This window comes from Nostocoides sp. F2B08, from assembly GCF_009184895.1.
GTDB lineage: Bacteria > Actinomycetota > Actinomycetes > Actinomycetales > Dermatophilaceae > F2B08.
Window position 1 is genome coordinate 1 of the sequence record NZ_WESE01000011.1, and the last position, 24,731, is coordinate 24,731.

Genomic DNA, 24,731 nt, shown 5'->3' on the forward strand with positions numbered 1-24,731 from the left:
ACCGCCCGCGCTCACACGATGCCCTCCCTGTGAGCATTCCCCCGGCGGTGCGGACGCCGCGTCGGTCATTCCAGGGTCGAGAACTCGCAGGCTGCGAAAGGAGAACTGTGCTCACCCCGAATAGTGCACCCCTACCAGTACGTAACCCCGGCGGCGGGACTTCGGTCCCGCCGCCGGCCCACCGACACAACGGCGCCCCGATGAATCGGCTCTCGGGGCGCCGTTGTCGTGTGCTCAGCGCTTCTCGGGCGCGATCCCTCGCAGGTCTGCGGCGGGGAACCGTTGGCGGGATGCGTCCAGCTTCTCGCGCGCAGCGACGAGCAGGTCCACCTCGAGGACGTCGGCAAGGCCGAGCAGGTAGATCAGGACATCACTCATTTCCTCGGCTGCCCGCTGCTGCTTGGCCGGCTCGCTGAACTGGGTGGCAGCCTCGTCGGCCGGGACCCACTGGAACAGCTCGGCCAGCTCACCGACCTCACCGACCAGGGCGAGGATCAACGACTTGGGATCGTGGAACTGCGCCCAGTCACGCTCGTCCCGAAAGGTCCGCAACTCGGCCTGCAGAGCCTTGAGGCTGTATCCATCACCTGGCGACTCGCCATCTTCACCGTTCCGGCTCATGGCGCGATCCTAGGCACTGCGACGGACGTCGCCGGTGTCTAGAGTGGTGGCTCACGCGGATCGACGAGCTTCCGTCGCCGGACATGCTCCCCCGCACGCCACGTCGTGCTGCCCGGGAGTTCACCGTTGTCGTCGTTGCTTCGCCACTCTGCGGCGAACGTGTCGCGTTTCGAACGCGACCTCGCAGAGAGGCTGGCCGAGCAGTTGGCGATCTCCGTCGGCCACACCGCCGGCCGGGCCGAACGCCGGTCCTGGGAGCGCAGCATCCCGGTTCTGGCGGCCGACCTGACCGATGCCGGACGGGGCGGCGTCGAGATGCTCCTCGAGTTCAAGCTTCCGCTGTCGAGCAAGCGCGCGGACGTCGTCCTCGCCGGTGTTTCGCACGCCGGGGAGCCGAGATACGTCGTTGTCGAGCTCAAGCAGTGGAGTGAGGCCCACAGATTCGAGGACAGCGACTCGCTCGTGACGGTGAGCGGGTACCCGCGACCGGTTCTGCATCCCGTCGACCAGGTGACCGGCTACGGGGAGTATCTGCTGGACTACGCGGCCGTGCTCGAGGAACACCCGGAGCGGATATCGAGCGTCGCGTACCTCCACAACGCAACCGACTTCGGGGTGGCCGATCTGCTCGAGCGTCCCGACACGGCTGGCCGGATCTTCACCGGTCAGCGACGCGGTGCGTTCCGTGACTACCTGAGGTCCGTCTTCGCCCCGGAGTCGGGAGCCGAGGCTGCGGACCTTCTGCTCGGTAGCAGGATCGCGCCGTCGAAGCAGCTGATGGCACTGGCGGCCGACGAGGTCCAACGCCGGGAGATGTTCGTCCTCCTCGATGAGCAGAGGGAGGCGTTCGAGTACGTGCGCCACGCGGTCGAGGCCGCTCGTCGGAGGAACACGAAGACCGCAGTCGTCGTCGCTGGAGGTCCTGGATCCGGGAAGAGTGTGATCGCCCTGTCGCTCATGGGCCAGCTGGCTCGGGAAGGGCGGACCGTCATACACGCGACGGGTTCCCAGTCCTTCACTCAGACGCTGCGCAAAGTCGCAGCCAAGGGGTCGCCGCGCGTGCGGAAGACGTTCCAGTACTTCAACTCGTTCATGACCGCCGAGCCCAACGAGCTCGACGTGCTGATTCTCGACGAGGCTCATCGGATCCGGGAGACCTCGGCCAACAGGTACACCCGGGCTTCCCTGCGAACCGGACGTCCTCAGATCGACGAGCTTCTCTCGGCTGCCCGCACGCCGGTGTTCCTGCTCGACCAGAACCAGGTCGTGAGGCCAGGAGAGCTGGGCACGGTCGCGGACATCCACGCCGCGGCCGCCGAACGCGGCATCGACGTCCTCACCGTGACGCTGGATGACCAGTTCCGTTGCGGAGGATCCTTGGCGTACGTCGCCTGGGTGGAGCGCCTGTTGGGTCTTCGGTCCGGGGGTCCGCAAGCGTGGGGCGGAGACGACGACTTCTCCGTAACCGTCATGGACTCACCCCACGAGCTCGACACGTGGCGTGGCGCCCGGGAGGGCGAGGGGTACGGTGCGCGCCTGACCGCCGGCTTCTGCTGGCCGTGGAGCGATCCGAGACGAGATGGGTCACTCGTGCATGACGTGACCATCGGGGATTGGTCGCGTCCGTGGAACCTCAAGGGCGACAGGTCGGTCGGCGGCGCGCCGCCAGCGCCGCTGTGGGCGACGGACCCGGCCGGTTCCTGGCAGGTCGGCTGCGTGTATACGGCTCAGGGCTTCGAGTACGACTTCGCGGGCGTCATCATCGGTCCCGACCTCGTGTGGCGGGAAGGGTCGTGGCGCGTCGTGCGACAGGCCAACAAGGATCCGGCCCTACGAAGCCGGTCGGCGCTGTCAGACCCGGAGTTCGAGCGGCTCGTGAAGAACGTGTACAAGGTGCTGCTCACCCGCGGAATGCAGGGGGTCGGCATCTACTCGACGGACCCTCCCACCAACGACTTCCTCAGATCGCTCATCGGATAACCACACTCCGGAATTAACTCCCGGGAGATCGCCGGCAGTACAAGTATCGAGTCCCCATGATGGACTTCCAGGATTTGCCACAGATCGACGTGAGGTACTCGGACTTCGGACTTACTGGACGTCCCGATGTGGAGTACGTCCCAGACCATGTTCAACGTGACCTCATAGCGCGACTGGGTCTCCGAGTCTCGGCAATCGAGCTCGCCTTCGACCAAGTTGCTGAAGCAATGACTAGCGGGGGCTCGGAGCCACTTCGGTACGACGAGGATCACCGCATGTGGATCCCGGGAAGCGTCGTCCTTCGCCGCGGGGCATCCAGGTTTCGTGACCAGCTGATACGGGCCTACTCAGGCGAGTGCGCTGTCACTGGCACGTCGATCCCTGGATTGCTCGAAGCCGCCCACATCTCCCCGTACAAGGGTGACCACACGGACACTGTGAGCAACGGGCTTCTTCTCCGGGCAGACATCCACACCCTGTTCGACCTCCACCTGCTGACCGTGTTGCCAGACTTCACGATTCGCGTCGCGCCCGACGCCTTGGCCGAGCCGTACGCCGCCTACGACGGGACCGCGATGAGCGTGCCAGTACGCGAGTCGCACCGTCTGGATCCAGCCGTCCTGACGTCGCACAGCGGCGCCTGCATCTGGTTGAGTACTCACTCAGAGCCGGGCCATCGTGCTCTTCTGACAGTTACCGCCCAGGACCGGTGAACGCACCGACGGCGCCACACCCGACTGACTGCGCAGGTGTGACGCCGTCGCCTGATGAGACTCAGCGCTCCCTGAGCAGCGCGATCGTCACGATGAGCAGCCAGAGCGGCCCGGTCATTCCGGCCATGTACTGCAGCGGGCTGACGGCGAGCAGCGTGGTGAGGGCACCGAGGACGAGGCTGACCCAGGTGAGCCAGCCGGAGACGGCACCGTAGCGGCGACCGGCGACACCGACGGCCAGAGCGGCCAGGCCCGCACCGGCCCAGTACCACGGCACCGTGCCGATCCAGTGACCGTAGAAGACGGCCGTCTCCGGCACGAGCAGCGAGGTGTCGAACAGGCCGAAGATGAACTCGGTGTTCAGCGCCGTGCCCATGAGGAGCACGACGGACACCAGAAGCAGCCCGGTCGAGGCGACCTGGGGCGCCAGGTGGTCGAGCGGGGTCCGCTCGATGAGGAACCGCCGTAGGCCGGCGGCGAAGACGACGAGGAGCAGGGCGGCGATGGAAGATGCGACATGGAACACGACCATTGGGACGACCTGCTCCGACATCTTCTCGACGATGCCGGCGGCGTCGCCGGCGAGCGAAGGCTCGTAGACCGCGCCGGACATCATGCTGGAACCGATGCCGACGACGGACGCGACGGCGGCGCCGATGCCGGCGACGACCCATCCCCGCCTTCGGGGAGCATCGAACGTCGGCTCCAGAGAGTCTGGCGCGGTGGTGGTCTGGGGAACTGCTGTGTCTGTCATGGTCTTTCCTTCACTGGTTGGGGTGGTTCTGGTTGGGTTCTTCGGACGGGAGGTCCGGCAGCGCGGCCCACTCGGACCACGTGAGGTCGCGCCCGATGTGTCGGACGCGCTCGAAGGGCCACTCGCGCTCGAGCCAGAGCGGCACGAAAGCAGCCATCGCCGACTCGACCGGGCCGCCGACGAGCAGGTCGACGACCCACCACGACACCTCGGCGTCGGCGCCGATCTTGGTCGGCGGGTCGATGTAGACGCGGCCGAGGAGCTCGGTCTCGCCGGTGTCGAACAGGGCGTAGTTGAATGACTCGTGCCGCTCGATCTCGGCCTCATGGCGGGCCAGGTCCTCGCGGTCCTGCTCCGCGGTCATAGTGGCCGGCGGCCAGCCCCACGCCTCGCCGTAGATCGACCAGAGCCGTGGCTGGGACCCCATGACGGCGACCATGTCGAGGTCGACGTCAGTGGCCCTGATCGGACGCAGGTGATGGCCGGTCGCCAGCTCTACGCGGGTGGGATGCTCCCATCCGGCCGGAAGCCAGACCGTGGTGGTCATCATCGGTGAACCTCCTCTCTCGTATGCGGCGCGCCCCTATGCGGGTCACTTGCCTCGTCGTTTGCGTGCGGATCAAGTCTCGTGACAGCGGAGTTCACACACCACGCTCAGGACCCGCACACTGCTCGCACACTTGGCGCACCGACTGTTCCGTGAATTGCCGATGAGGTGCTTCTCCGCATCCACGCAGGTCAATAGGCTGCGGCCATGCCGGAGCAGGGTGTCGACACCGAACCGTTCGCCGTCCTACTGCGCCGGCTCCGCGAACGAGCCGGCCTGACCCAGCAGGAACTGGCCGAACGTGCCGCGCTGACCCCGCACGCTGTCAGCGCACTCGAGCGCGGCACGCGCACCCGGCCCTACCCGCATACCGTCAGAGCCCTGGCCGATGCGCTCGGTGCCACGGACGAGGACCGGGCCACCCTCATCGCCTCGGTACCCCGCCGCCCCGGCGGCGCCGGGCGGGGTCCGCTTCCGGATCCCCAACCGGGACCGCCTCGGCCGCGTGGCCTGGCCGCTCCGGTGACCACCCTCTACGGGCGGGAGCACGATGTGGCGCGCGCCGCATACCTCATCCGGAGCGGCACGCGTCTCCTCACCCTGACCGGGCCCGGGGGAGTGGGCAAGACGCGCCTCGCGATCGCCCTGTCGGAGGAGCTGCGACAGGACTTCCCGGGCGGGGTCATCCAGATCTCCCTGGCTCCGCTCGCCGACGCGACCGATGTCATGGGGACGATCGGCCGCGCGCTCGGCGTGGTCGGAAGCGACGGGGACGACGCTATCGACACCGTCGTGGCGCACCTGTCCGGCGAGCAGGTCCTCCTGGTTCTCGACAACTTCGAGCACCTGCTGTCCGCCGCTGCCGAGATCGCCCGTCTCTGCGCGCTCTGTCCGGATCTTGCGGTCCTCGTCTCCAGCCGCTCGCCGCTGCGGGTCCGCGGAGAGCGTGAGTATGCGGTGGACCCGCTTCTTCTGCCCTCGCCCGATGTGCGCAACCTGAATGAGCTCGCCGCTGCTCCTGCGGGAGCGCTGGCGCTCGACCGGGCCAGGGCACTCATGCCGGATGAAGATCTGTCGGGGGAGGACGTGGTCGCGCTGGCCCAGCTCTGTCACCGCCTGTCCGGTCTGCCGCTCGCGATCGAGCTGGCCACCGCGCACCTGCGGATGCTCGACCCGCACACCCTGCTCGAGCGGCTCGACGACCTCTGGGCCTCCGCGGGCGATCGAGATCTGCCGGAGCGACAGCGGACCATGCGCACAACCCTGGACTGGAGCCTGGCGCTCCTCTCGCCCGACGAGCAGCGTCTGTTCCGTCTGCTCGGCGTCTTCCGCGGGGGCGGCACGCTCGAGGCGGTCGAGGCCGTCGTCTGCGCCGATGGCTTCACCGAGACGGTGGACGTGGTCGGCCTCCTCGGGAGGCTGGTCGAGCACTCGCTCGTGCTCGTTCGCACCGGGGTGGACGGCCAACGCCGCTTCGACCAGCTCGAGCCGATCGCCCAGTATGCGCGTAGCCAGCTCGTCGGCGAGGAGGCTCGGTCCTGGGTGAGGGCACATGCGGGGCATTACCTGCGCCTGACGCAGCGCGCGGCCGTCGGCTTCGAGAGAGCGGACCAGACCGAATGGCTGGCACGGACGGAGGCGGACGAGGCTAACCTGCTCGTGGCGGTCGACCGAGCCCTCGACACCGGGGATGGAAATACCGCGGGCGGGATCACGTGGGCCCTGTGGCTGTACTGGTGGCTGCGCGGCCAGTCCTCGATCGGCCGTCGCCGCGCCGAGCAGTGTCTGGGGCTGACGCTGCCGCCGACGCTCGAGGCCCGCGTTCATCTGACCGCAGCCACGATGAGCTACGCAGCCGGGGATGCGGCAGCGGCCGCCGGCCATTGGCGGGCGGCACTCGCGCGCGGTGTGGCCGAGGACGACCCGGAGGTGTTGTGCAAGGCGACGGCAGGTGTGGGTCTGGCCGCCTTGTCGGCGGACGACACCGAGAGTGCGATCACTCATTTCCGCGAGGCACTGGAGTACGGCGCGCGTGCGGGCGAGGCGGGGGTGTGGCTGCGTTCGCTCACCCATGTGTGGCTGGGCACTGTGCTGATCCTGCAGCAGGACTACGAGAACGCGACTGTGGAGATCGAGCGGGGAATGGACCTTGCTCGTGGTCGTGGTGACCGGCTACCGACGTATGTGGCGCTACACAACCTCTCTGTGCTGGCGATCGCCCAAGGCGACCATGGTCAGGCCCGGGAGTACCTCGATGAGGGGATCCGCCTGTCCGAGGAGACGCAGGACAAGGCCAATCTCGCCTACTTCCTCGAGGCGCTCGCCGTGGTGGAGTCCTTCGACGGGCGGTCGAGTCAGGTGGCGCGGCTCCTCGGCGCCGTCCACGGGCTGCGGCAGGACGTCGGGTCGAACGTCTACGCGTACTACCGACCGGACGAGTCGCTTCGTGCCGAGGCCGAGGCCGCCGCTCGGGACAGGCTCGGAACGGAGGCCTTCGACGCGGCGTTCGTCGAGGGTGCTCGGCTCGGGCTGACCGAACTGACCCCTCCCGCTCTCCCTGCCGGAGAGTGACGCCGCCATCCTGCGCCGCGAGGGATGGTTCGGCGGTGGCTATCGGGGGTGGTAGCCACCGCTGCGCCGTCCGTGGCGCGCCAAGCCGGGGCAGCTCGGTTGTCCACATCCGGGTGGGGTGTCCGGCGTGTCGCGGTGTGGTGCCAGACGCGGCGAATCGCGTTTGTGGATAACCCGATTCACTCGGGAAGCAGTGTCAGTGGTGCCCCCTAGCGTTCTTGCATGGACCAGAACACCACCCCCGGAACAGAGCCCACCACCGCCACCCCGTTGACCACGGCCGACATCGCCGCGTTCATCGGGCGGCTCGCAGCCGAGTCGCCGGCCGGGGACGATTCGGCACGGATCGACCGGATCGGGATGCTCGAGGCGTTGAAGGCGGCGGCTGCGGCGGCGCAGGCGCACGACCTGGTCGCCTTCGCCGACTCCCAGGCCGCCGACCAGGCCGCCCGCGGTGTCACGGCCCGTGACCGGGGTTCGGGGGTCGGCGCCCAGGTGGGCCTTGCCTGTCGTCAGTCGCCGTACCGGGGTGGGCGGATGCTCGCCACCGCCAGGGCCCTCCTGGAGGACCTGCCGCACACGTTGGCGGCGCTGGCCCGGGGGGAGACCAGCGAGCACCGGGCGGGCATCATCGCCAAGGAGACCGCGGTGCTGGAGACTGAGCAGCGCCGCGACGTCGACGCGGCCCTGGCCGAGCGGCTGCCCGAGCTCGGGGACCGGCGGGTGGAGGCCGAGACCAAGGAGTGGGTGTACCGCCTCGACCCGCACGCCGTGGTCAAGAAGGCGGCCAGGGCGCGCGCGGACCGGCGGGTCACCTGCCGTCCCGCGCCGGAGACGATGACGTACCTGACCGGGCTGCTCCCGGTCGAGGACGGTGTCGCGGTGTACGCGGCGTTGGATGCCGCGGCCAAGGCCGCCGCAGCGTCCGGCGACGGCCGCTCCCGCGGTCAGGTCATGGCCGACACCCTCGTCGAGCGGGTCACCGGCGTGAGCAGCGCCGAGCATCCGGTCGAGCTGCAGCTGATCATCACCGACACCGCCCTGCTCGGCGGCGGGGAGGAGCCCGCGCAGGTGCCCGGGTACGGCCCGATCCCCGCCGAGACCGCCCGCCGCTGGATCCTCTCCCTCCTCGACACCGACGACCACGACGCCGCCGACGACCACGGCAGCCGCGATGACCGCGGCGGGACGTCGGACCCCGACGATCCGGCGGTGCGGCGGGCGCGGTTCGAGCAGGGCCGGGTGTGGCTGCGCCGGCTGTACACCTCTGCGGACGGGCGGCACCTGGTCGCGCTGGACTCCAAACGCCGCTCGTTCCCGCGGCTGCTGCGAAGGCTCATCGAGTACCGCGACCGGATCTGCGCGACCCCGTACTGCGGGGCCCCGATCCGGCACGTCGACCACACCATCCCGCACCGGTCCGGTGGACCCACCAGCTACCGCAACGGCCGCGGCGTGTGCGCCGCGTGCAACCACGCCAAAGAAGCACCCGGCTGGACCGCCACCGTCACCGACACCACCCACACCGAGGACACCGGTACCGAACCGAAGGAGCGGGCCGTCACCCTGACCACCCCCACCGGCCACACCTACACCAGCCACCCGCCACCCGCGCGACCACCGCGACAGAAGACGGAGCCAGCGGACACTCCAGCAGGGGCGGGGTCACTCGGTCGGGCCGGGTGAACTGTCGGTCCTGACTTCTACCGTCACGTGCATGCACCTCAACCCCGTGCCGCCGTTCTCGTTCGGACCGACTGCCCTGCCCGTTGGTGCGAACGCGGAGGGCTACGTCGCGGCAACCGAACCTGATGCGACCAGGGCCGGGGCGCCGCCCGACGATCTGCGCTGGTGGCTGCAGCTCGCACCAACCCTCGAGTGGACGTGGGCCCGCACCTATGCGAGCACGGCGCCGCACTGGTACGTCGTCCTCGGCCGGACGCCCGGACTGACCGTCGACGACTACGTCAGAGTCGGACGCACGATCCGGACGTTCGGTGAGCCTGGCGTCTTCCACTCGTCGACCAACCTCTACCTCTACACCGGAGACCGGGGCCTGAAGTTCTGGTGCATGTGGAGTCACGAGCCTCAGGACGGGGAGGCAACCCTGGTCAACCTCGCCACGACCGAGCGGAGCTATGGCGACCGACGAGCCATCGATCTGAGCCGGGTGCGTCGCCTGCGTCTCAGCATGCCTCTCCCTGATTGACTGGGCTGCAACCAGAGGTGAAGGTCCGAAGCGGAGGTCGAACGTGGGTGCGGAGGGTCCGAGAGCCAGTCCTGAGGATCCGCAGTTCCGGACCGACTCCGAGCGCGAGGTGTGGAATCGGCTGCGCCGACAGGCCCATGAGGACTGGATCCTGCTCGCCAACGTCCGCCTCACGGACGAGAAGAAGGACCACGAGCTCGACCTCGTCGTCCTCATGCCCGACGTGGGCATCGTCGTCGTCGAGGTCAAGGGCGGTGTGGTGTCGTACGAGGATGGCACGTGGCTCACCGGCGCGGGCGGGCGACGTCGCGCGATCCATCCCGTGGACCAGGCGAGGGATGGGAAGTACGCACTTCGCGCATACATCGAGAGGGACCCGCGCTGGAAGAACTCGTGCCGCTCCAGGGTCCGGTTCGGTCACGCCGTCGCGCTGCCCTATACCGAGGTGGCGGAGGACTTCGCGACGCCGGACTGTCCGCGGTGGATGGTCCACGGACGCAGCGATCAGAAGGATCTCGCAGTCCGCCTCTACGACATCGCCGCTCTGCAGGAGAGCGGTCATCGCGTGCCGAGCGAGGACGACTGCGACCTCATCGTCGAGATCCTTCGCGGGCGATCTCTGCCGCAGCGGAACCTTCTCGCGGAGGCAGACGAGCGGGAGAGTCGCGCGGACCGGCTCACGGTCGAGCAGGCGTCGATCCTCGCCGTCACCAGGCTGCTGAAGCGCGTTGAGGTGCGCGGGGGAGCAGGAAGCGGCAAGACCGTCCTGGCGATGACCCAGGCCCGCCAACTGACCCGCGGCATGCACGGGCTGAAGTCACAGCGGGTGGCTCTGGTCTGTTACTCGATCGGTCTCGCGCAGTGGTTCTCACGATCGCTGGCCACGGTGCCGCGACGGGAGCGACCTGCGTTCGTCGGCACGTTCGAGGAGCTTGCCGGCTACCTCGGCGTGAGCGAGTTCGGTGGCCGCGACGACGTGCGGTTCTGGGAGGAGCGGCTTCCCGCGCACATGGCCGAGCTGGCGAAGGGCCTGCCCCCGGAGAAGCGGTTCGATGCTTTGGTCATCGACGAGGCGCAGGACTTCGCGGACGACTGGTGGACGCCGATGGTGCGGTGTCTGCGCGACGAGGAGCAGGGCGGTCTGTTCGCGTACAGCGACGAGAACCAGCGCGTCTTCGCCCGCTTCGGCCGTCCGCCCTTCCCTCTTGTTCCGCTCGTGCTCGACCACAACCTGCGCAACACGAGGCAGATCGCCGAGGTCTTCGTCCCGCTGGCTCCGATGCGGATGTATGCGCGGGGCGGCGATGGCCCGGAGGTCACCTTCGTCACGTGCGAGGTGGGGGAAGCGATCGACACCGCCGATGACCGGATCGACCCGCTGCTGGACGAGGGTTGGCGCCCCGAGGACATCATGTTGCTGACGACCGGCGCGAGGCATCCCGAGCAGGTGGCCCTCCAGGAGACGCTGGGGCAGGACGGGTACTGGGCGACGTTCTGGGACAAGGATCTCGTCTTCTACGGGCACGTGCTCGGATGCAAGGGCCTCGAACGCCGTGTCGTCGTGCTGTGCGTGAACGACTCCGCGGTGCGCGAACGCTCGCGGGAGCGGCTCTACGTCGGCCTGTCCCGAGCGACCGACCGACTCGTCGTTGTCGGCCCACCCGACCTCGTGCGCGAGATGGGTGGACCCGAGGTCGCGGCACGCCTCGGCCTGTGACCGGCATCGCCGGGGTGGACGGGGGTTAGTTTGGAGAACCAACCCGCTGTGGTCTGTTCGGCGGGAACGCACAGGGGAGGGGTCATGGATCGATCGCACGACGTCGTCATCGTCGGCGGGGGCAACGCCGGAATCTCCCTCGCGGCCCGGCTGCGCCGACTGGGGTTGGACGACGTGGCGATCGTGGCCCCTGGTCCGGTCCACCGCTATCGTCCGCTGCTCAACTACGTCGCCGGGGGACAGGCCGATCTCGACCGACTCACCAAACCGCAGCGCGAGGTCATCCCGGACGGCTGCGTCTGGATCCAGGATCGGGCTGCTGCTGTCGATGAGAGCCGCAACCAGGTCGAGCTCGAGGGCGGTGAGCGAGTCGGCTACGCCGACCTGGTCCTCGCGCCTGGGCTCGAGCACGACCTGCATGCGATCCTCGGCCTCGAAGCCTCCATGCATGACGGATGGTCCACCACGGCGCACCTCAGTGCAACCGCAGAATCGACCTGGACCGCGATCCAGCGGACCCGCCGGGGGAAGGTCGTGTTCACCATCCCGCCGGAGCCGGCGCCCTGCGGGGGCACGGCCCTGAAGCCCCTCTTCATGGCCTGCGACCACTGGAGGCGTGAGGGCGTGCTGCCGGACATCGATGTCCACCTCGTCTCGCCGTACTCAGAGATTCTCGACGTGCCGTCCGTTGAGAACCACCTCCGCCGCGGCGTGGAGCGCTTTGACGTCACCGTCCGCCATCGAGCCACGGTGGCCACCATGGACCCGGCGACGCGGACGATCACGCTCGACAGCAACGGGGTCGACGAAATCATCTCCGATGTGGAGCAGGCCTTTGTCGTGCCCCACTATCGAGCGCCGAGATGGCTCGCACCCCTCGCGGGCGATCAGAGCGCAGGCCTCGTCGACGTCGACCCGCGGACCCTGCGCCATCGGCGACTCGATCGCGTCTGGTCCCTCGGGGACGCCGCGGCGGTCGACACCCGCCCGTCGGGCGGTGCACTGCGCAGGCAGGTCGACGTCCTCGCTGACAACATCCGCCGGAGCCGGTCGGGTGAGACGTTGAGGGAGTACGACGGCTACACGATCATCCCGATCACGCTCGACCGTCGCCGACTCCTCCTCGCGGAGTTCGACCGTGACGGCAACCCGCAGCCGACGGTCTCGTTCGTCGACCTCACGGCACCGCGTCGAGTTCTCTGGGCGTTCGATCGCTACCTCGAGCCGATCGTCTACTACCGCGGTCTGCTCAAGGGACGCGTCTGACCTGGCCTCCTGGGTCGGCCGTTCGGCCATGAGGCTCGCAGCGCCGACTGTGGGAGCGGACTGATCAGCGAAGATGCGGCATGTGACGGGGGAGAGTGCACGACGGAAGGCCGAGTCTCTCGCCGCTGCAGGTGACCCCGATGCGGCGAAGTGGTTGGCCGGGGCTCGCGGCGAGCAGCGGGTCGCAGAGGCGCTGGCCACCTTGCCCGCGGCGTGGACGGTGACCCATGACCGCCTCCTGCTACCCGGTATGGCCGAGTCGAACATCGACCATCTGATCATCGGACCCCCGGGCGTGGTCATGGTGGATGCCAAGAACTTCTCGGGGGATATCACGGTCTGGAACGACTCACTGTTCCAACACCTCGGGGGAGGCGAGCACCGCACCTCGCGGAACCTCGTTCGAGAGCTGCGGAAGGTGCACTGGATGGCGGTTCAGGTCAGCACGCGCCTGCGGGTGCCGGTCACCCCGGTGCTGTGCTTGGCGGGTGATCGCCCCAATCGCTTCGGAGAGCCGCAGCTGGTATGCGGAGTCTGGGTCCTCGCACACTCCTCCTTGGTCGGGTGGCTGAGGAGTCTGCCGGCTCGCATCTCTGACGATGGGATCAGGCGGCTCGTCCCTCGGGTCCTCAGCGAGTTCCCCTCCACCATGACCGATCCCGAACTGCTCGCAGCCATCGGTCGGGACCTCGCCCGAACCTCGGCGGCCGACGGTGAGCAGCGGGCTCTGATCAGTCCGAGCGGTCAATGTCAGTCTGCGCGGAGGAGGAAGGATGGACACCCCCGACGACGCGGCGGCCACCGCTCACTGAAGAGACTGCTCCGCTTCGCGCTGGTCGGCGGTCTTCTCATCTGGGGCTCTCAGTACATCTCTGTCGTCAGTGGTCACGTCGCGACACTCGTGACCTCGGTGCTCGTCGGCGGTCTTTCGCCAGGGGGACATGCATCGGATTCCTCAGCCTCCCTTGCTCGATCGGTCGAGGGTCGGCCGCCCGTCCTCGGCGGGTTGGACTGCCAAGCTCTCTCTCCGGAGCGTCTGTCGTCGTACGTCAAGGTGGACGTCGCGCCGTTGCACGGGGAGGACGGCACGTGCAGGTGGCTGGCGGATCCGCAGGACCCGGCGACCGTCGTGATGACAGCAGAACAGCTCGAACCCCACTCGGTGGCCCACCTTCCCGGTGATCTGGTGAGCCTGACGGCATCTGCCAGTCTCGCTCCGCCGGGACCCACCTCCATCCTGTTGGGCCGGCCGGGTCAATGGATTCCCGTGGCCGACAACCGAACCGAGACTCAATGGCCGATCCGGCTCGAGATATACCGGGGACAGCTCGGAATCGACGACCACCGAGGTCAGCAGATTCTTCGAGCAGCCGCTGCCGACCTCAACGGTGCTGCACAAGGGCAATGAGCTCCCCGTGTCAGCGGCCCGCCGTGCGAGGGTACGCACCGCATACCGCACGAAGCGATAGAGAACGTGAACCGGCCGCGACGCACGAGGCGCCGCGGCCGGTCCGACCGATCATCCGTCAGCGGACGGTGGTCTTGTTGAAGTTCCTTCCGTTGCCGTCGGGGCGATAGTTCTTCTCGACGTTGCCGGCGGCGTCGACGGAGAAGAAGTGGATCGTCGTGCCCACCGCGACGGTGATCGTCTCGGCGCCCTCACGGATACCTGCGGAGGCGTAGAGCGTCGACTCGTACGTCGGGGTCGACTTGTCGAGGGTGTAGAACACCGACGCCGGTTCGGTCGTGTCGAACATGACGTCGACGTGGCCGGGCTCAGCGCTCGGCATGGTGCGGACCGAGCTTTCCGGACGCTGCTTGTCCTTGTCGAAGTCGTACGCGACACGCATGAGCTCGACGAGGCCGTTGGCGAACTCCTGGGACTCCGCGTGTGCCGACGCGCCGTTGGGGTTCTCATTCTCGAACGGCGGCTGGAACTGCGTGCCGACCTCGAAGTTCCAGGCGTAGATGCCGTACTTGTACCAGAGCATGTCACCGGAGTTGCCGGCCGCCGAGTAGAGGACGTCGGAGATCGGGCCGGTGCGAGCCGGCGTGACCGAGAGTCCGCGGTGCCGCTTGATCTCGGTGAGGATCCGCGACGACGAGCCCCAGAAGAACGACTCGTCCTCGAGCGTGGGACGCGGAGCGGAGATCCGACCAGGCGTGATGTACGCACCCGGCGACCACATGAAGTAGTTGCCCGAGCTGTGCAGGTTCATCGCGAACTTGATGTTCGGGTTCTCCCCGGCGATCCAGTCGAGGTTTCTGTTCTCCGGCTCGCTGAGCTCGGATGGTCCGGCGAACGTGCCGCTCGTGCAACTCGTGCTCGCTCCGTTGTAGCCGTCGAACAGGCTGTAGGTGTCGTAGTTGCGGTTGTTGTCGACGCCCCAGTTGTTCCGGGCCAGGAAGTCGCCGACCGTTGTCCCGGCGCAGTAGTTGGTCATGTTCTTGCGCTGGGAGTTGAAGTCGTAGAACGAGTAGTGCCCGCCGTCGGGGTTGATCGACGGGGCGATCCAGATGTCCAGGTTGTTGACCAGCTGCTTGGTCCGCCCGTCGTGCTGGTAGTTGCGCAGCAGTCGCTCGGCGGTCTCGATCGTCACCAGCGGCGGCACCCACTCACGCGCATGCTCCTGGGCATAGGCGAGGACGCCGGGCTTGGAGCCGTCGCGGACCTTGCCGATTCGCAGCGCGTAGACCGGGTGCGGGTCGCGAGACACGGACGCGGGGGCGCTCAGTCCGTCGGAGAGGGTTGCGGTAGTCGCCGTGACGGTGCCGCTGCCTGTGCTGCCGCGGTAGGTGCTTGCGGTGACGAGTGCGCTGGCGACACTGTCGGCATTGATGGCCGAAACGACCTGCGCCGCAGTGCTCGTGAGTGTGCCGGACGCGTTCGTCGCGAGTGACACCGTGACCGTGGACCCGCTCACCGAGACGCCCAAGGCTGAGTCTGCAGTGCCGGGATCGACGAACGACACCGAGATGTCGTTGCCGCCCTCGTGGCCCCAGGCCTTGGAGTCGATCGCGACGCGAGTGGCGTTGGACGAGCCGAGCACGGCCTGCGCCGCCCGACGGTAGCCGTTCGTCTCGTACGGCAGCTCGACGATCTCGGAGATCTGGGGGAACTCCGCTGCAAGAGCGTGGATCCGGTCGTACAGCTCGGTCGGGGTGAGGTAGGAGGTGATGAAGTCCTTCTGGTAGTTCGGGCCGAAGACGTCGTCACCCTCCAGAGGCAGCCAGTCGGTGACCTTCGCGGTCGCGACATCCCCGGTCGGGCTGGTGATGTGGATCGTGTCCGGTCGGGTTTCGACCGCGGCAGCGCCCCGGTGGTAGAGGTAGACGCCCGCATCGACGAAGCGGCTGATGTTCTGCGATCCGCCGGAACCCATTTCGGTGCCGGGTCCGCTGTCGCGTTGGACCGTCAACTGCGAGCTGCTGGTCTGCCCATTCGCCCACTTGGCCTCGACGTTGAGGAAGCCCTGGCCGAAAGAGGTGTAGTAATCGGCGCGGATGATCTTGACGTCCGAGACCTCGGCTGCGGCCGCCTCGGCGGCGAACGCAGTGTTCTCGGCGCGGGCGGCCGAGAGGGTCGCCTCGCGCTCGGCGAGGATCTCAGCCGTGTCCTCCTGCTCGTGGACCGTATCGGCGAAGACGAAACCGCGGGCCTTGAGGGCCGCCTGCTCCGAGGCCGTGGCCACGACATGAGCCGTGATCGAGCCGTCGGCGTTCGGGTGAACGTGGTGGTCGAGGTCGGCTCCCGTGTCGACGAGCCGGTCGAGCTCGCCGACGTCCGGCAGGACGACCTCGAGGACCGAGACCTCTTCATTCGCTTCGCGGAGCAGCTCCGGAAGCGGTTCGGTGCCGACCGCAGTCGGTGCCGTGAGAGTGGCGGCGACGAGTGTCGCCCCACATGCCAGCGCGGTCGCCCGGCCGATCAGCCGGTTGCGAGAGTTTCTGGACATACGTCGTTGTATCTCCTTGCCAGGGAGCGCATGCTCCCCCTTGTGAGGGGTGGTGCCGTCGATGAGGGTCGACAGGTGACGTCTCCGTTGTCGTCACCCGGCGTCAGCGTGGCACAACCGGCCCGACTCGGTGGGGGATAGGTTGACGCGAGTTTCCGCGTGCTCGCACGAGCAGGGAACGAATCACGGCTCAGCTGTGGACGCCAGAGACCGATGTCGTGATCGGCGCGCCAGCGACCGCCTCAGCGGCTGTCGCGCTTGGCCTGCCGTCGGGCACCGGCAGCGGTCGTCTGCGCACGTCGGCGTTCGGTGCGCGCGTTGCGCTGCGCGGCGTCGCCGCGGGGACGGTCCACCTGGTCGCCGGCAGGGGAGCCGTCGGCTGACGAGTCTTCGACCCCACCGCCACTGGAGACACCCCATCTCACCGACCGCGCAGCGGCCAGCCGCTCGGCCTTCAGCTCGCGCGCGGACTCGTTCGCCAGCACGCCGAGGCGACGGCTCACCCTGGCCAGCGCCTCCTCGAACGCCTCCGCGCGCAGCGCCGCTCGCTGGTTGGCCGGACGGGCCTTGCCGCGCCCACCTTTGGCCGGAACCCGCGCGGAGGCTCCCCTGCGGTACTGGCCGGCGTACTTGTTACGGGCCCGCCGGATCCGCTGGTGCAGCTCGAGGGCCGCGTCCTCGTCGAGCTCGGCCAACGCGTCCTTCTCGGTCTGCGCGACGAGGAACCGCTCGTCGGGGGTCAGGGCGGCGAGCAGGGTGGCGTTCACGTGGACCTCCGAGGAGAGGGGCGGGAGTCTGCCTAGGATGGCAGTCGCGCAAACGCTGCACAATGATTCGGACCGCGCGAATCGGCTAAGTCAGCGCCGGCTCCTGCGCGAACCGCGTCGGTGAAACCTCAGGACCGGCGCCGGTCGGGACCTGGAGCGGCTCGAACCGAGCAGTGAAGAACCGCAACGACGGTGGCTCGTAGACGAAGCGCAGCCCGCCGATCGTCTCCCGCTTTCGGTACAGCTCGATGACGGCATCGGCGACGACGTCGAGGTGCCGGTCGGTGTAGACCCTGCGTGGCACCGTGAGCCGCACGAGCTCTAGCTTGGGATGCCGGTCCCGGCCGTCGGCGTCCCGCCCGGCGGAGACGATGCCGCGCTCCATCGAGCGCACGCCCGACTCGACATAGAGCGCCGCCGCCAGGGCCTGAGCGGGATAGTCGTCCTGCTCCAGGTGGGGCAGGAACTCCCGGGCGTCGAGGAACACCGCGTGTCCGCCGACGGGCGTCACGATCGGGATGCCGGCCTCGAGCAGCCGTTCACCGAGATAGCGGACCTGCCCGACGCGGTGGGCGAGGTAGTCGTCGTCGAGGGCCTCGACGAGACCCTGCGCCATCGCCTCCATGTCGCGGCCGGCCATCCCGCCGTACGACGGCATGCCCTCATAGACGACGACGAGCTCGCGGGCCTTGACGAGGATCTCCTCTGAGCGCATCGCGAGGAATCCGCCGATGTTGACGAGGCAGTCCTTCTTCCCCGACATCGTCACGCCGTCGACGTAGCCCATCATCTCCTTGGCGATCTCCGCCGTGCTCACGTCGGCATAGCCGTCCTCGCGCTGCTGGATGAAGTAGGCGTTCTCCGCGAGACGGGTCGCATCCGACCAGTGGACGATCCCGTGCGTCTGGCAGAACTCGTGCACCTCGCGCAGGTTCCGCATCGAGACCGGCTGTCCGCCGGCGAGATTCACGGTCACCGCGTGGTTGACGTAGGCGATCCCCTCGGCCCCGTGCTCGTCGACGAGCCGCTCCAGCTTGGCGAGGTCGATGTCGCCCTTGAACGGGTGGTCCGCATGGGGGTCGTGCGCCTCGTCGATGACGACGTCGACGAAGATCCCACCGGCCGCCTCCTGGTGGTACCGCGTCGTCGTGAAGTACATGTTGCCGGGCACGAACTGCCCGGGATCGATGAGGATCCGGCTGATGATGTGCTCGGCGCCGCGCCCCTGGTGGGTCGGCACGACATGCGGGAATCCGTAGTACGCCTGCACCGCGGACTGGAGCCGGTCGAAGGAGGACGACCCCGCGTAGGCCTCGTCGCCGATCATGAGCATCGACCACTGGCGGTCGCTCATCGCGCTCGTCCCGGAGTCCGTGAGCAGGTCGATGTAGACCTTCCGCGACGGTAGGAGGAACGTGTTCCAGCCCGCCTGGGCGATGGCCTCCTCCCGCTCCTCGCGCGTCGTCATGACGAGCGGCTCGACCATCTTGATCCGGTACGGCTCGGCGGGGTGGCGCATCATCGCGATCTCCTCTCGGTGGGCGTTCACCGTGAGTGTTCACCGAGGCTGATGGGGCGCGCAACCTGCATCGATGCGACCGGATAAAGTGTGCTGAATGACAAGACTGACCCGGCAGGCGCTGAGCACACTGTCCAAGATCCGGTATGCGTCGCAAACCTCCGCTGTGCGTCTCGCCACGCCGTCGGGCCGGTTGCGTGCAACGGCCCACATCCGGGTCGTCGGCCGAGCCGTCGCTCCTACGATGAAGAGGTGACTCGCGCGGTGCGCCTGCTGGGGCTCGTCCTCCTCGCCGCGCTGATGACGCTCTCGCTCGTCTGGCCCCCACCGGCCGCCGCGGAGCCGACGGACGGCGAAGCGCCCGAGCTCGTCCTCTTCTACGGCGATGGCTGTCCATACTGCGAGATGGAGCGGGAGTGGCTCGATGAGGTGCGTCGGGAGTATCCCGACCTGACCGTCCGGGAGTACGAGGTCTGGTACGACGAGGACAACCAGACCCTGCTCATGGAGGTGGCTGCCGACCTCGGCTTCGAGGTCCAGGGCGTGCCGGTCACCGTTCTCGGCGAGCGGCACTGGATCGGGTTCTCGGATCCGCTGCGGGACGATATGGTCGTCGCGATCGAGGCGGCCCTGGCCGAGAACGCCGCTGGCGACGTCTCCGCCGAGACCGCGCCGCAGACGACTGCGATCGAGGTCCCGCTTCTCGGGGAGGTCACGCTCGGCGACTCCCTCGTCGCCTCGACACTTCTCATCGGCTTCGTCGACGGCATGAATCCCTGCTCGCTGTGGGTCATCACCGTGCTCCTCGCCATCGTCGTACGCACCGGTGACCGGGGGAGGGTCTTCGCGATCGGCATCACCTTTCTCCTCGTCACGGCGCTCATCAACGGCCTGTTCATCATGGGCGTGTACTCGGCGCTCGGCCTGGTCTCCCACCTCGGCACGGTCCAGGTCGTCGTGGCGCTGGTCGCCGGCGCGTTCGGCGTCATCGGCATCAAGGACTACGTCGCGTTCAAGCAGGGCGTGACGATGTCGATCAGCGACTCGGCCAAGCCGGGTCTGTACCACCGGATGCGGCGGGCCGCCGGCCACGAGGCGCTGCTCCCGGCGCTCGCCGCGACCGCGGTGCTCGCGATGGGCGCCTCGCTGCTCGAGATCCCGTGCACGGCAGGGTTCCCGCTGCTGTGGGCCGGCCTCCTCGAGGCGAACGGCGTAGGCCCTGCCGAGGCCGTCGGGCTGCTGGTCCTCTATCTCATCCCCTTCCTGCTCGACGAGCTCATCGTCTTCACCGTCGCGGTCGTGACCATGCGCTCGTTGAAGATGCAGGAGCGCCACGGCCGGCTCCTCAAGCTCGTCGCCGGGACGATGATGCTCGCCCTGGCCATCACCGTGCTCGTCGACCCGGAGGCGATGAGTGACCCGGGCACGGCCGTCCTCGTCTTCCTCGGTGCGTTCGGAGCGGCCACGCTCATCCACCTCACGTGGTCCCGGTGGGGTCGCGATCTGGACCGCGACGGGGCAGGTGAGCACCGCATACCCCCACGTCAGCGGTCCGACGTGCGCTGACGGGTGGCCTGCCGACCAGCGCAACCCTCCAGACCTGAGACGATGGCGAGCATGCCTGACCGAGACGAGAGACAGCCCCGCAGAGCGCTCGTCACCGGGGCGACCGGCTACATCGGGTCGCGTCTGGTGCCGAGGCTGCTCGAGGAGGGCTGGACCGTGCGCGTGCTGACGCGCAACCGCGCCAAGATCGAGCAGCGACGCTGGGTCGACGAGGTCGAGGTCGTCGAGGGCGACGCGACCGCCAAGATCACGTTGGCCGAGGCGCTCGCCGATGTCGACGTCGCGTACTACCTGCTGCACTCGATGGACGGACAGCCGGGCTTCGCCGACCGTGACCGGGACATGGCCCGCACCTTCGGCGTCGCGGCCTTCGAGGCGGGCGTCGGGCGTATCGTCTACCTCTCCGGCCTGCACCCCGAGGGTCATCTCTCGGACCACCTCGCCTCCCGCGTCGAGGTCGGCGACCTGCTCATGGCCAGCGGCGTTCCGACCGCGGTCCTGCAGGCCGCGGTCATCCTCGGGTCGGGTTCGGCGTCCTTCGAGATGCTGCGCCACCTCACCCATCGCCTGCCGGTCATGGTGGCGCCGAAGTGGCTGAACAACCGGATCCAGCCGATCGCCGTGCGGGATGTCCTGTACTACCTCGTCGCCGTCGCCGAGCTGCCTCCCGAGGTCAACCGGACCTTCGACATCGGCGGCCCGGACGTCCTCACCTACCGCGACATGATCCAGCGATATGCGCGGCTCACCGGCCACGGCGGCCGCGCCATCTACACGGTGCCGGTGCTCACGCCCTGGCTCGCGAGCCACTGGGTCGGTCTCGTCACGCCGGTGCCCGCTGGCATCGCCAAGCCGCTCGTGCAGAGCCTCGTCCACGAGGTGGTCTGCCACGAGCACGATCTCGACGAGCTCGTGGGCGCTCCCACCGGTGGCGCGCTCGGGTTCGACGACGCGGTGCGCGCGAGCATCGACGCCGAGCACGGTCCGAGACCGGAGCCCGGGACCGTCGACCCGGCCCGGATCACCGCCGCCGACCCGAAGTGGGCGGGAGACTGACCCGTGCGAGCAGCGATCGCCGAGCTCCAGGCCTTCGTCCACGCCGCGCTCGTCGAGCCGGTCCCACGCGACCACGAGGAGTCCGACGCGCGGTTCCGTCGCCGGCGCGTCGTGGCCGTCGTCACGCTCCTGGTCGGCGCCGGTGTCCTCGGGTGGGCGCTGCGGATCGAGCCGGGTGACGAGCTCTTCTACGTCGCCACGGTCGCGCTCGCGGTCGTCTGGCTGGTCGGAGCGTTCGCCTCGGGGCAGCTCCACCTGGGTCACACGGTCACCCGCCGGGGTGAGCACTCCCGCCCGGTCCTCCAGCCGATCATCCTCGGCATCATCCTGCTGGCGGTCTTCTGCGCCGGCGCGCTCGTCGTCGGACGGATTCCCGTCCTCCGCAACCCCGTCCAGGACCTGCTCGACCACGCGCAGTTCGGCTCGCTACCCATCGTCGCGCTGATCACCGCTCTCAACGGGATCTCGGAGGAGCTGTACTTCCGCGGCGCACTCTATGCGGGCGTCGGCCGCAAGCATGCCGTTCTCATCACGACCATCGTGTATGCGCTGGTCACCGCCGCGAGCGGCATTCCCCTCCTGGTGTTCGCGGCCGTCATCCTCGGTGTCGTCGTCGGGCTGCAGCGGCGCGTGACCGGCGGGATCATGGGCCCGATCATCACCCACCTGATCTGGTCGCTCGGGATGCTGTTCCTGCTTCCGCCGTTGTTCGCCTGGGCGAGCTGAGCCAGTCGGGGGACGGCTCTCGGGGGGTCATCGCTCACCGGGGAAGGGTCACGAGGGTGTAGCCGGCGGCCCGGATGCCGTCGATGATGCGCGGAAGCGCGTCCGCGTCGAGAGTGGTGCCGTCCTTCGGGTTGGAGCCGACGTGCATGAGCACGATCTCGCCCGGCTGGAGGCCGGCCATGACGCGTTCGTAGACGATCTCGGCGGTGATGCCGCCTGAGGTTCCCTTCCAGCCGAGGGTGTCGACCGTCCACCGGTAGGCGACGTAGCACTCGTCGTTGACCAGGCCGATCGTCGTCGCGTCACGGGCGCCGAACGGGAAGCGGAACAGCGGCCGCGTCTCGGCGCCGGTCTGGGCGCGGATCGTCGCTCGACCCGAACGGATCTGGTCGACCACCTGGGTGCGGGTCAGGGTCGTCAGGTCGGGGTGCGTCTGGGTGTGGTTGCCGACCGGGTACGAACGGGCGATCTCCCGGGCCAGGGCCGGATGGTCGAGAGTGAAGTCGCCGGTGAAGAAGAAGGTGGCCGGTGCGTTCTTCGCGGCGAGGGTGTCGAGGATCTTCCGCCCACCGGCGTCGCTGGCGCCGCCGTCGAAGGTCAGCGCGACGACCCGCTTCGTCGTCGCGACCCGCTCGACGTCCATTCCCTCGTAGGGGCCGAGGTCGCATGAGGGTGCCGGGGGAGGGGTTGTCGGCGCTGGGGTTGTCGCCGCGGTAGGTGTCGGCGCTGGGGTCGTCGGCCCAGGGCTTGTCGGTGCAGGGGTCGACGATCTCGTGGTCCAGGTGCGCGTCGGCGGCGTCGCGGTGGGGGCGGCGGTGCTCCGTCCCTGCTCCGGAGCGTCCGAACCACAGGCGCTGGCGACCAGTGACACCGTGAGGAGGACTGCGGCCACCGCGCACCGAGCCCATCGTGACCCTGTGGTCGTCGTCCGCATCACGATCGCCTCCTCGGTGGCCACCGATACGACGCCCGAGGGGACCGGACGGTTGACGGCTGACGACGACGTCACAGTGGACGTCGACGTGACGAGCGGACCGTGTCGAGAGGGCTGTGGACGACGGACCTGCGCTGTCGGTGGCGACGCCTACGCTGGTGCCCGCACCACCGCATACCCCCGACTCGAGCGCCAGGAGGAAGGCCGCCGATGCACACCGCGACCGCGCTGCGGCTGGCCCGATCCCTGCTCGACGAGCACGGACTGCGGGACTGGACCCTGGCACTCGACCGGGCGAAGACCCGGGCCGGGGCCACGCATTTCAGGAGCCGCCGGATCACGCTGAGCGGGCCACTGACCCGCGCACACGACGAGGATCTCGTCCGCGACACGATCCTGCACGAGATCGCCCATGCGCTCGTCGGGCCGGACCATGGTCACGACAGGGTGTGGAAGGCCAAGGCCCGCCAGATCGGGGCCAGCGACCAGCGGTGCTTCTCGTCCGAGGCCGCGCGCGAGCTGGCGCCGTTCATCGGCATCTGCCCCGCCGGGCACGAGGTCCGGCGCCACCGGCGTCCGACGCGGCTCATCGCGTGCGCGCAGTGCTCGTCGTCGTTCGACCCTGCGCATCTGTTCGAGTGGACCTACCGCGGCCGAGGTTTCACCGCACACCCGGACTATGTCCGGGCCGTGGCCGGAGCCCGCTCCGACGGTGGTCCCGTCGGCATGATTGCGCAGAAGCCGATGCTCGAGCTCGGGACCGTCGCCCGCATCGTGGCGGACGGACGGTTCCACGGCTGCACCGGCGAGATCGAGGGCGTCGGCCGGAGTCGCTACCAGGTCCGCGTCGACGAGGGCATCCTCAGCGTTCCGTTCGACCTCGTCGAGCCCGCCTGAGGCCGGGCCTCACCGCTGCCGCCACCGCGGTCAGGCCGGAACGACGGCCCGTCGCGCGTTGCGGTCGATCTCCTCGGCCATCTCCGCCAGACGTGGGGTCGGGAGGTCATGCCCCATGTCGGGGAACATCAACAACCGGGAGTGCCGGATCGCTCGTGCGGTCGCGACGCCACCACTCGGAGTGACGAGCTTGTCGCGCATCCCGTGGATGACGAGGGTGGGACATTCGATCCGACGCAGACCCTCGGTGCGGTCGGGGCTCGCACCGATCGCGATGAGCTGACGCACCCCGCCCACGGTGTCGGTGCTGCGCTCGAGCGACAGCTCGACGATCTCCCGGATCCGGTCCTCGTCGTAGTGCGGTCCGGAGATGGAGCGCCACGTGCGCAGCGCCCGGTCGACCGCCGCAGCGCGGTCCTTCGGGGGCTCGGCGAGGAGCGTGGACGGCAGCTTGGTCAGGAGCGAGGGATGGACCCGGCCGACGGTCTTGCGACCTGTCGTCGACATGATCGAGCAGAGCGAGGCGACCCGCTCGGGGTGGTCGATCGTGATCTGCTGGACGATCATCCCGCCCATGGACGCACCGACGAGGTGGACGCGGTCGTGGCCGAGATGGTCCATGAGGCCGACGATGTCGGCCGCCATGTGCTCGATGAGGTAGTCGGCCTTGGCCCGGGCCTTGGCGGGACGGACCACCGACGTGATGACGTCCTTGCGCTGTGGGGCAGGTCCCTCGGTCTTGCTCGACAGCCCGATGTCCCGGTTGTCCATCCGGACGACCTGGTACCCACGCCCCACGAGGTCGTCGATGAGCTCGCGCGGCCAGGCGACCATCTGGGTGTTCAGCCCCATGACCAGATAGAGGGGCACCCCGTCGCCGAACACCTCGTACTCCAGCTCGATCCCATCGGTGACAGCGGCTCTCGGCATGG

20 protein-coding genes are annotated in these 24,731 nt (G+C 68.7%); 12 read left to right on the top strand and 8 right to left on the bottom strand.

The features are described from left to right. Positions 1–234 precede the first annotated feature (234 nt). A complete protein-coding gene (locus tag GA707_RS18115; protein WP_152179868.1) occupies positions 235–621 on the bottom strand; it encodes a nucleotide pyrophosphohydrolase in 387 nt (128 codons plus the stop codon). Positions 622–780: 159 nt separating this feature from the next. Between GA707_RS18115 and GA707_RS18120 the strand changes: the two genes are divergently transcribed. Together GA707_RS18120 and GA707_RS18125 are read left to right on the top strand one after the other, a co-directional pair. Beyond that, positions 781–2,601, top strand: coding sequence for a DUF2075 domain-containing protein (locus tag GA707_RS18120; protein ID WP_226963933.1), 1,821 nt, complete (start codon positions 781–783; stop codon positions 2,599–2,601). A gap of 56 nt (positions 2,602–2,657) precedes the next feature. Continuing rightward, on the top strand, positions 2,658–3,314 hold the full coding sequence (locus GA707_RS18125) for an HNH endonuclease (protein WP_152179870.1): 657 nt from the start codon (positions 2,658–2,660) through the stop codon (positions 3,312–3,314). A 61-nt stretch (positions 3,315–3,375) separates the two neighbouring features. On the opposite strand, the gene GA707_RS18130 is transcribed toward GA707_RS18125, so the two are convergent. Next, positions 3,376–4,068: a hypothetical protein gene (locus GA707_RS18130; RefSeq protein WP_226963934.1), complete on the bottom strand. Its 693-nt coding sequence runs from the start codon at positions 4,066–4,068 to the stop codon at positions 3,376–3,378. Between the two features lie 10 nt (positions 4,069–4,078). After that, entirely contained in the window at positions 4,079–4,618 is a 540-nt protein-coding gene (locus GA707_RS18135) for a GNAT family N-acetyltransferase (protein WP_226963935.1), read from the bottom strand. Positions 4,619–4,822: 204 nt separating this feature from the next. On the opposite strand from GA707_RS18135, the gene GA707_RS18140 reads away from it, so the two are divergent. The 6 genes from GA707_RS18140 (at position 4,823) to GA707_RS18165 (ending at position 13,786) form a co-directional block, all read left to right on the top strand. Then, the gene (locus tag GA707_RS18140; protein ID WP_152179871.1) at positions 4,823–7,186 is read left to right on the top strand and encodes a helix-turn-helix domain-containing protein; all 2,364 of its coding nucleotides are present in this window, start codon (positions 4,823–4,825) and stop codon (positions 7,184–7,186) included. A 222-nt stretch (positions 7,187–7,408) separates the two neighbouring features. Next, the gene (locus GA707_RS21410) at positions 7,409–8,872 is read left to right on the top strand and encodes a DUF222 domain-containing protein (RefSeq protein WP_152179872.1); all 1,464 of its coding nucleotides are present in this window, start codon (positions 7,409–7,411) and stop codon (positions 8,870–8,872) included. 31 nt (positions 8,873–8,903) lie between these two features. Beyond that, the gene (locus GA707_RS18150; RefSeq protein ID WP_152179873.1) at positions 8,904–9,395 is read left to right on the top strand and encodes a hypothetical protein; all 492 of its coding nucleotides are present in this window, start codon (positions 8,904–8,906) and stop codon (positions 9,393–9,395) included. A gap of 43 nt (positions 9,396–9,438) precedes the next feature. After that, a complete protein-coding gene (locus GA707_RS18155; RefSeq protein ID WP_226963936.1) occupies positions 9,439–11,112 on the top strand; it encodes a nuclease-related domain-containing DEAD/DEAH box helicase in 1,674 nt (557 codons plus the stop codon). An 84-nt stretch (positions 11,113–11,196) separates the two neighbouring features. Then, a complete protein-coding gene (locus GA707_RS18160; RefSeq protein WP_152179874.1) occupies positions 11,197–12,378 on the top strand; it encodes an NAD(P)/FAD-dependent oxidoreductase in 1,182 nt (393 codons plus the stop codon). A gap of 82 nt (positions 12,379–12,460) precedes the next feature. Then, the gene (locus GA707_RS18165) at positions 12,461–13,786 is read left to right on the top strand and encodes a nuclease-related domain-containing protein (RefSeq protein ID WP_193315409.1); all 1,326 of its coding nucleotides are present in this window, start codon (positions 12,461–12,463) and stop codon (positions 13,784–13,786) included. A gap of 118 nt (positions 13,787–13,904) precedes the next feature. Here GA707_RS18165 and GA707_RS18170 read toward each other — a convergent pair whose 3' ends face one another. The 3 genes from GA707_RS18170 to GA707_RS18180 all read right to left on the bottom strand — a co-directional run bounded on the left by GA707_RS18170 (position 13,905) and on the right by GA707_RS18180 (position 18,623). Next, positions 13,905–16,334, bottom strand: a complete 2,430-nt coding sequence (locus GA707_RS18170) for a M14 family metallopeptidase (RefSeq protein ID WP_152179876.1) — start codon at positions 16,332–16,334, stop codon at positions 13,905–13,907. A gap of 242 nt (positions 16,335–16,576) precedes the next feature. Further along, positions 16,577–17,101 carry a hypothetical protein gene (locus tag GA707_RS18175; protein WP_226963937.1) on the bottom strand — a complete coding sequence of 175 codons (525 nt, stop codon included), beginning with the start codon at positions 17,099–17,101 and terminating at the stop codon, positions 16,577–16,579. 85 nt (positions 17,102–17,186) lie between these two features. Continuing rightward, positions 17,187–18,623, bottom strand: a complete 1,437-nt coding sequence (locus GA707_RS18180; RefSeq protein WP_152179877.1) for a tyrosine phenol-lyase — start codon at positions 18,621–18,623, stop codon at positions 17,187–17,189. A gap of 249 nt (positions 18,624–18,872) precedes the next feature. Here GA707_RS18180 and GA707_RS18185 point away from each other — a divergent pair, with 249 nt between their 5' ends. Genes GA707_RS18185 through GA707_RS18195 form a run of 3 tightly spaced genes read left to right on the top strand, consistent with a single transcriptional unit; the run spans position 18,873 to position 21,968 of the window. Beyond that, positions 18,873–20,186 (top strand): hypothetical protein, encoded by a 1,314-nt coding sequence (locus GA707_RS18185; RefSeq protein ID WP_152179878.1) that lies wholly within the window; start codon positions 18,873–18,875, stop codon positions 20,184–20,186. A gap of 51 nt (positions 20,187–20,237) precedes the next feature. Then, the gene (locus GA707_RS18190; RefSeq protein WP_370460060.1) at positions 20,238–21,242 is read left to right on the top strand and encodes an NAD(P)H-binding protein; all 1,005 of its coding nucleotides are present in this window, start codon (positions 20,238–20,240) and stop codon (positions 21,240–21,242) included. Positions 21,243–21,245: 3 nt separating this feature from the next. Continuing rightward, positions 21,246–21,968: a CPBP family intramembrane glutamic endopeptidase gene (locus GA707_RS18195; RefSeq protein WP_152179880.1), complete on the top strand. Its 723-nt coding sequence runs from the start codon at positions 21,246–21,248 to the stop codon at positions 21,966–21,968. Between the two features lie 34 nt (positions 21,969–22,002). On the opposite strand, the gene GA707_RS18200 is transcribed toward GA707_RS18195, so the two are convergent. Next, on the bottom strand, positions 22,003–22,611 hold the full coding sequence (locus GA707_RS18200; RefSeq protein ID WP_226963938.1) for a polysaccharide deacetylase family protein: 609 nt from the start codon (positions 22,609–22,611) through the stop codon (positions 22,003–22,005). A gap of 501 nt (positions 22,612–23,112) precedes the next feature. Here GA707_RS18200 and GA707_RS18205 point away from each other — a divergent pair. After that, positions 23,113–23,799, top strand: coding sequence for a SprT-like domain-containing protein (locus tag GA707_RS18205; RefSeq protein WP_152179882.1), 687 nt, complete (start codon positions 23,113–23,115; stop codon positions 23,797–23,799). Positions 23,800–23,829: 30 nt separating this feature from the next. On the opposite strand, the gene GA707_RS18210 is transcribed toward GA707_RS18205, so the two are convergent. Then, complete coding sequence (locus GA707_RS18210) at positions 23,830–24,729, bottom strand: alpha/beta fold hydrolase (protein WP_152179883.1); 900 nt, start codon at positions 24,727–24,729, stop codon at positions 23,830–23,832. Between the last annotated feature and the right edge of the window lie 2 nt (positions 24,730–24,731).

What these genes read in the sequence shown, in the direction of transcription:
- GA707_RS18115 (WP_152179868.1), bottom strand. Translation starts at nt 621, where the DNA reads ATGAGCCGGAACGGTGAAGATGGCGAGTCGCCAGGTGATGGATACAGC.
- GA707_RS18125 (WP_152179870.1), top strand. Translation starts at nt 2,658, where the DNA reads ATGATGGACTTCCAGGATTTGCCACAGATCGACGTGAGGTACTCGGAC.
- GA707_RS18130 (WP_226963934.1), bottom strand. Translation starts at nt 4,068, where the DNA reads ATGACAGACACAGCAGTTCCCCAGACCACCACCGCGCCAGACTCTCTG.
- GA707_RS18135 (WP_226963935.1), bottom strand. Translation starts at nt 4,618, where the DNA reads ATGATGACCACCACGGTCTGGCTTCCGGCCGGATGGGAGCATCCCACC.
- GA707_RS18140 (WP_152179871.1), top strand. Translation starts at nt 4,823, where the DNA reads ATGCCGGAGCAGGGTGTCGACACCGAACCGTTCGCCGTCCTACTGCGC.
- GA707_RS21410 (WP_152179872.1), top strand. Translation starts at nt 7,409, where the DNA reads ATGGACCAGAACACCACCCCCGGAACAGAGCCCACCACCGCCACCCCG.
- GA707_RS18150 (WP_152179873.1), top strand. Translation starts at nt 8,904, where the DNA reads ATGCACCTCAACCCCGTGCCGCCGTTCTCGTTCGGACCGACTGCCCTG.
- GA707_RS18160 (WP_152179874.1), top strand. Translation starts at nt 11,197, where the DNA reads ATGGATCGATCGCACGACGTCGTCATCGTCGGCGGGGGCAACGCCGGA.
- GA707_RS18170 (WP_152179876.1), bottom strand. Translation starts at nt 16,334, where the DNA reads ATGTCCAGAAACTCTCGCAACCGGCTGATCGGCCGGGCGACCGCGCTG.
- GA707_RS18180 (WP_152179877.1), bottom strand. Translation starts at nt 18,623, where the DNA reads ATGATGCGCCACCCCGCCGAGCCGTACCGGATCAAGATGGTCGAGCCG.
- GA707_RS18190 (WP_370460060.1), top strand. Translation starts at nt 20,238, where the DNA reads ATGCCTGACCGAGACGAGAGACAGCCCCGCAGAGCGCTCGTCACCGGG.
- GA707_RS18200 (WP_226963938.1), bottom strand. Translation starts at nt 22,611, where the DNA reads ATGGACGTCGAGCGGGTCGCGACGACGAAGCGGGTCGTCGCGCTGACC.
- GA707_RS18205 (WP_152179882.1), top strand. Translation starts at nt 23,113, where the DNA reads ATGCACACCGCGACCGCGCTGCGGCTGGCCCGATCCCTGCTCGACGAG.
- GA707_RS18210 (WP_152179883.1), bottom strand. Translation starts at nt 24,729, where the DNA reads ATGCCGAGAGCCGCTGTCACCGATGGGATCGAGCTGGAGTACGAGGTG.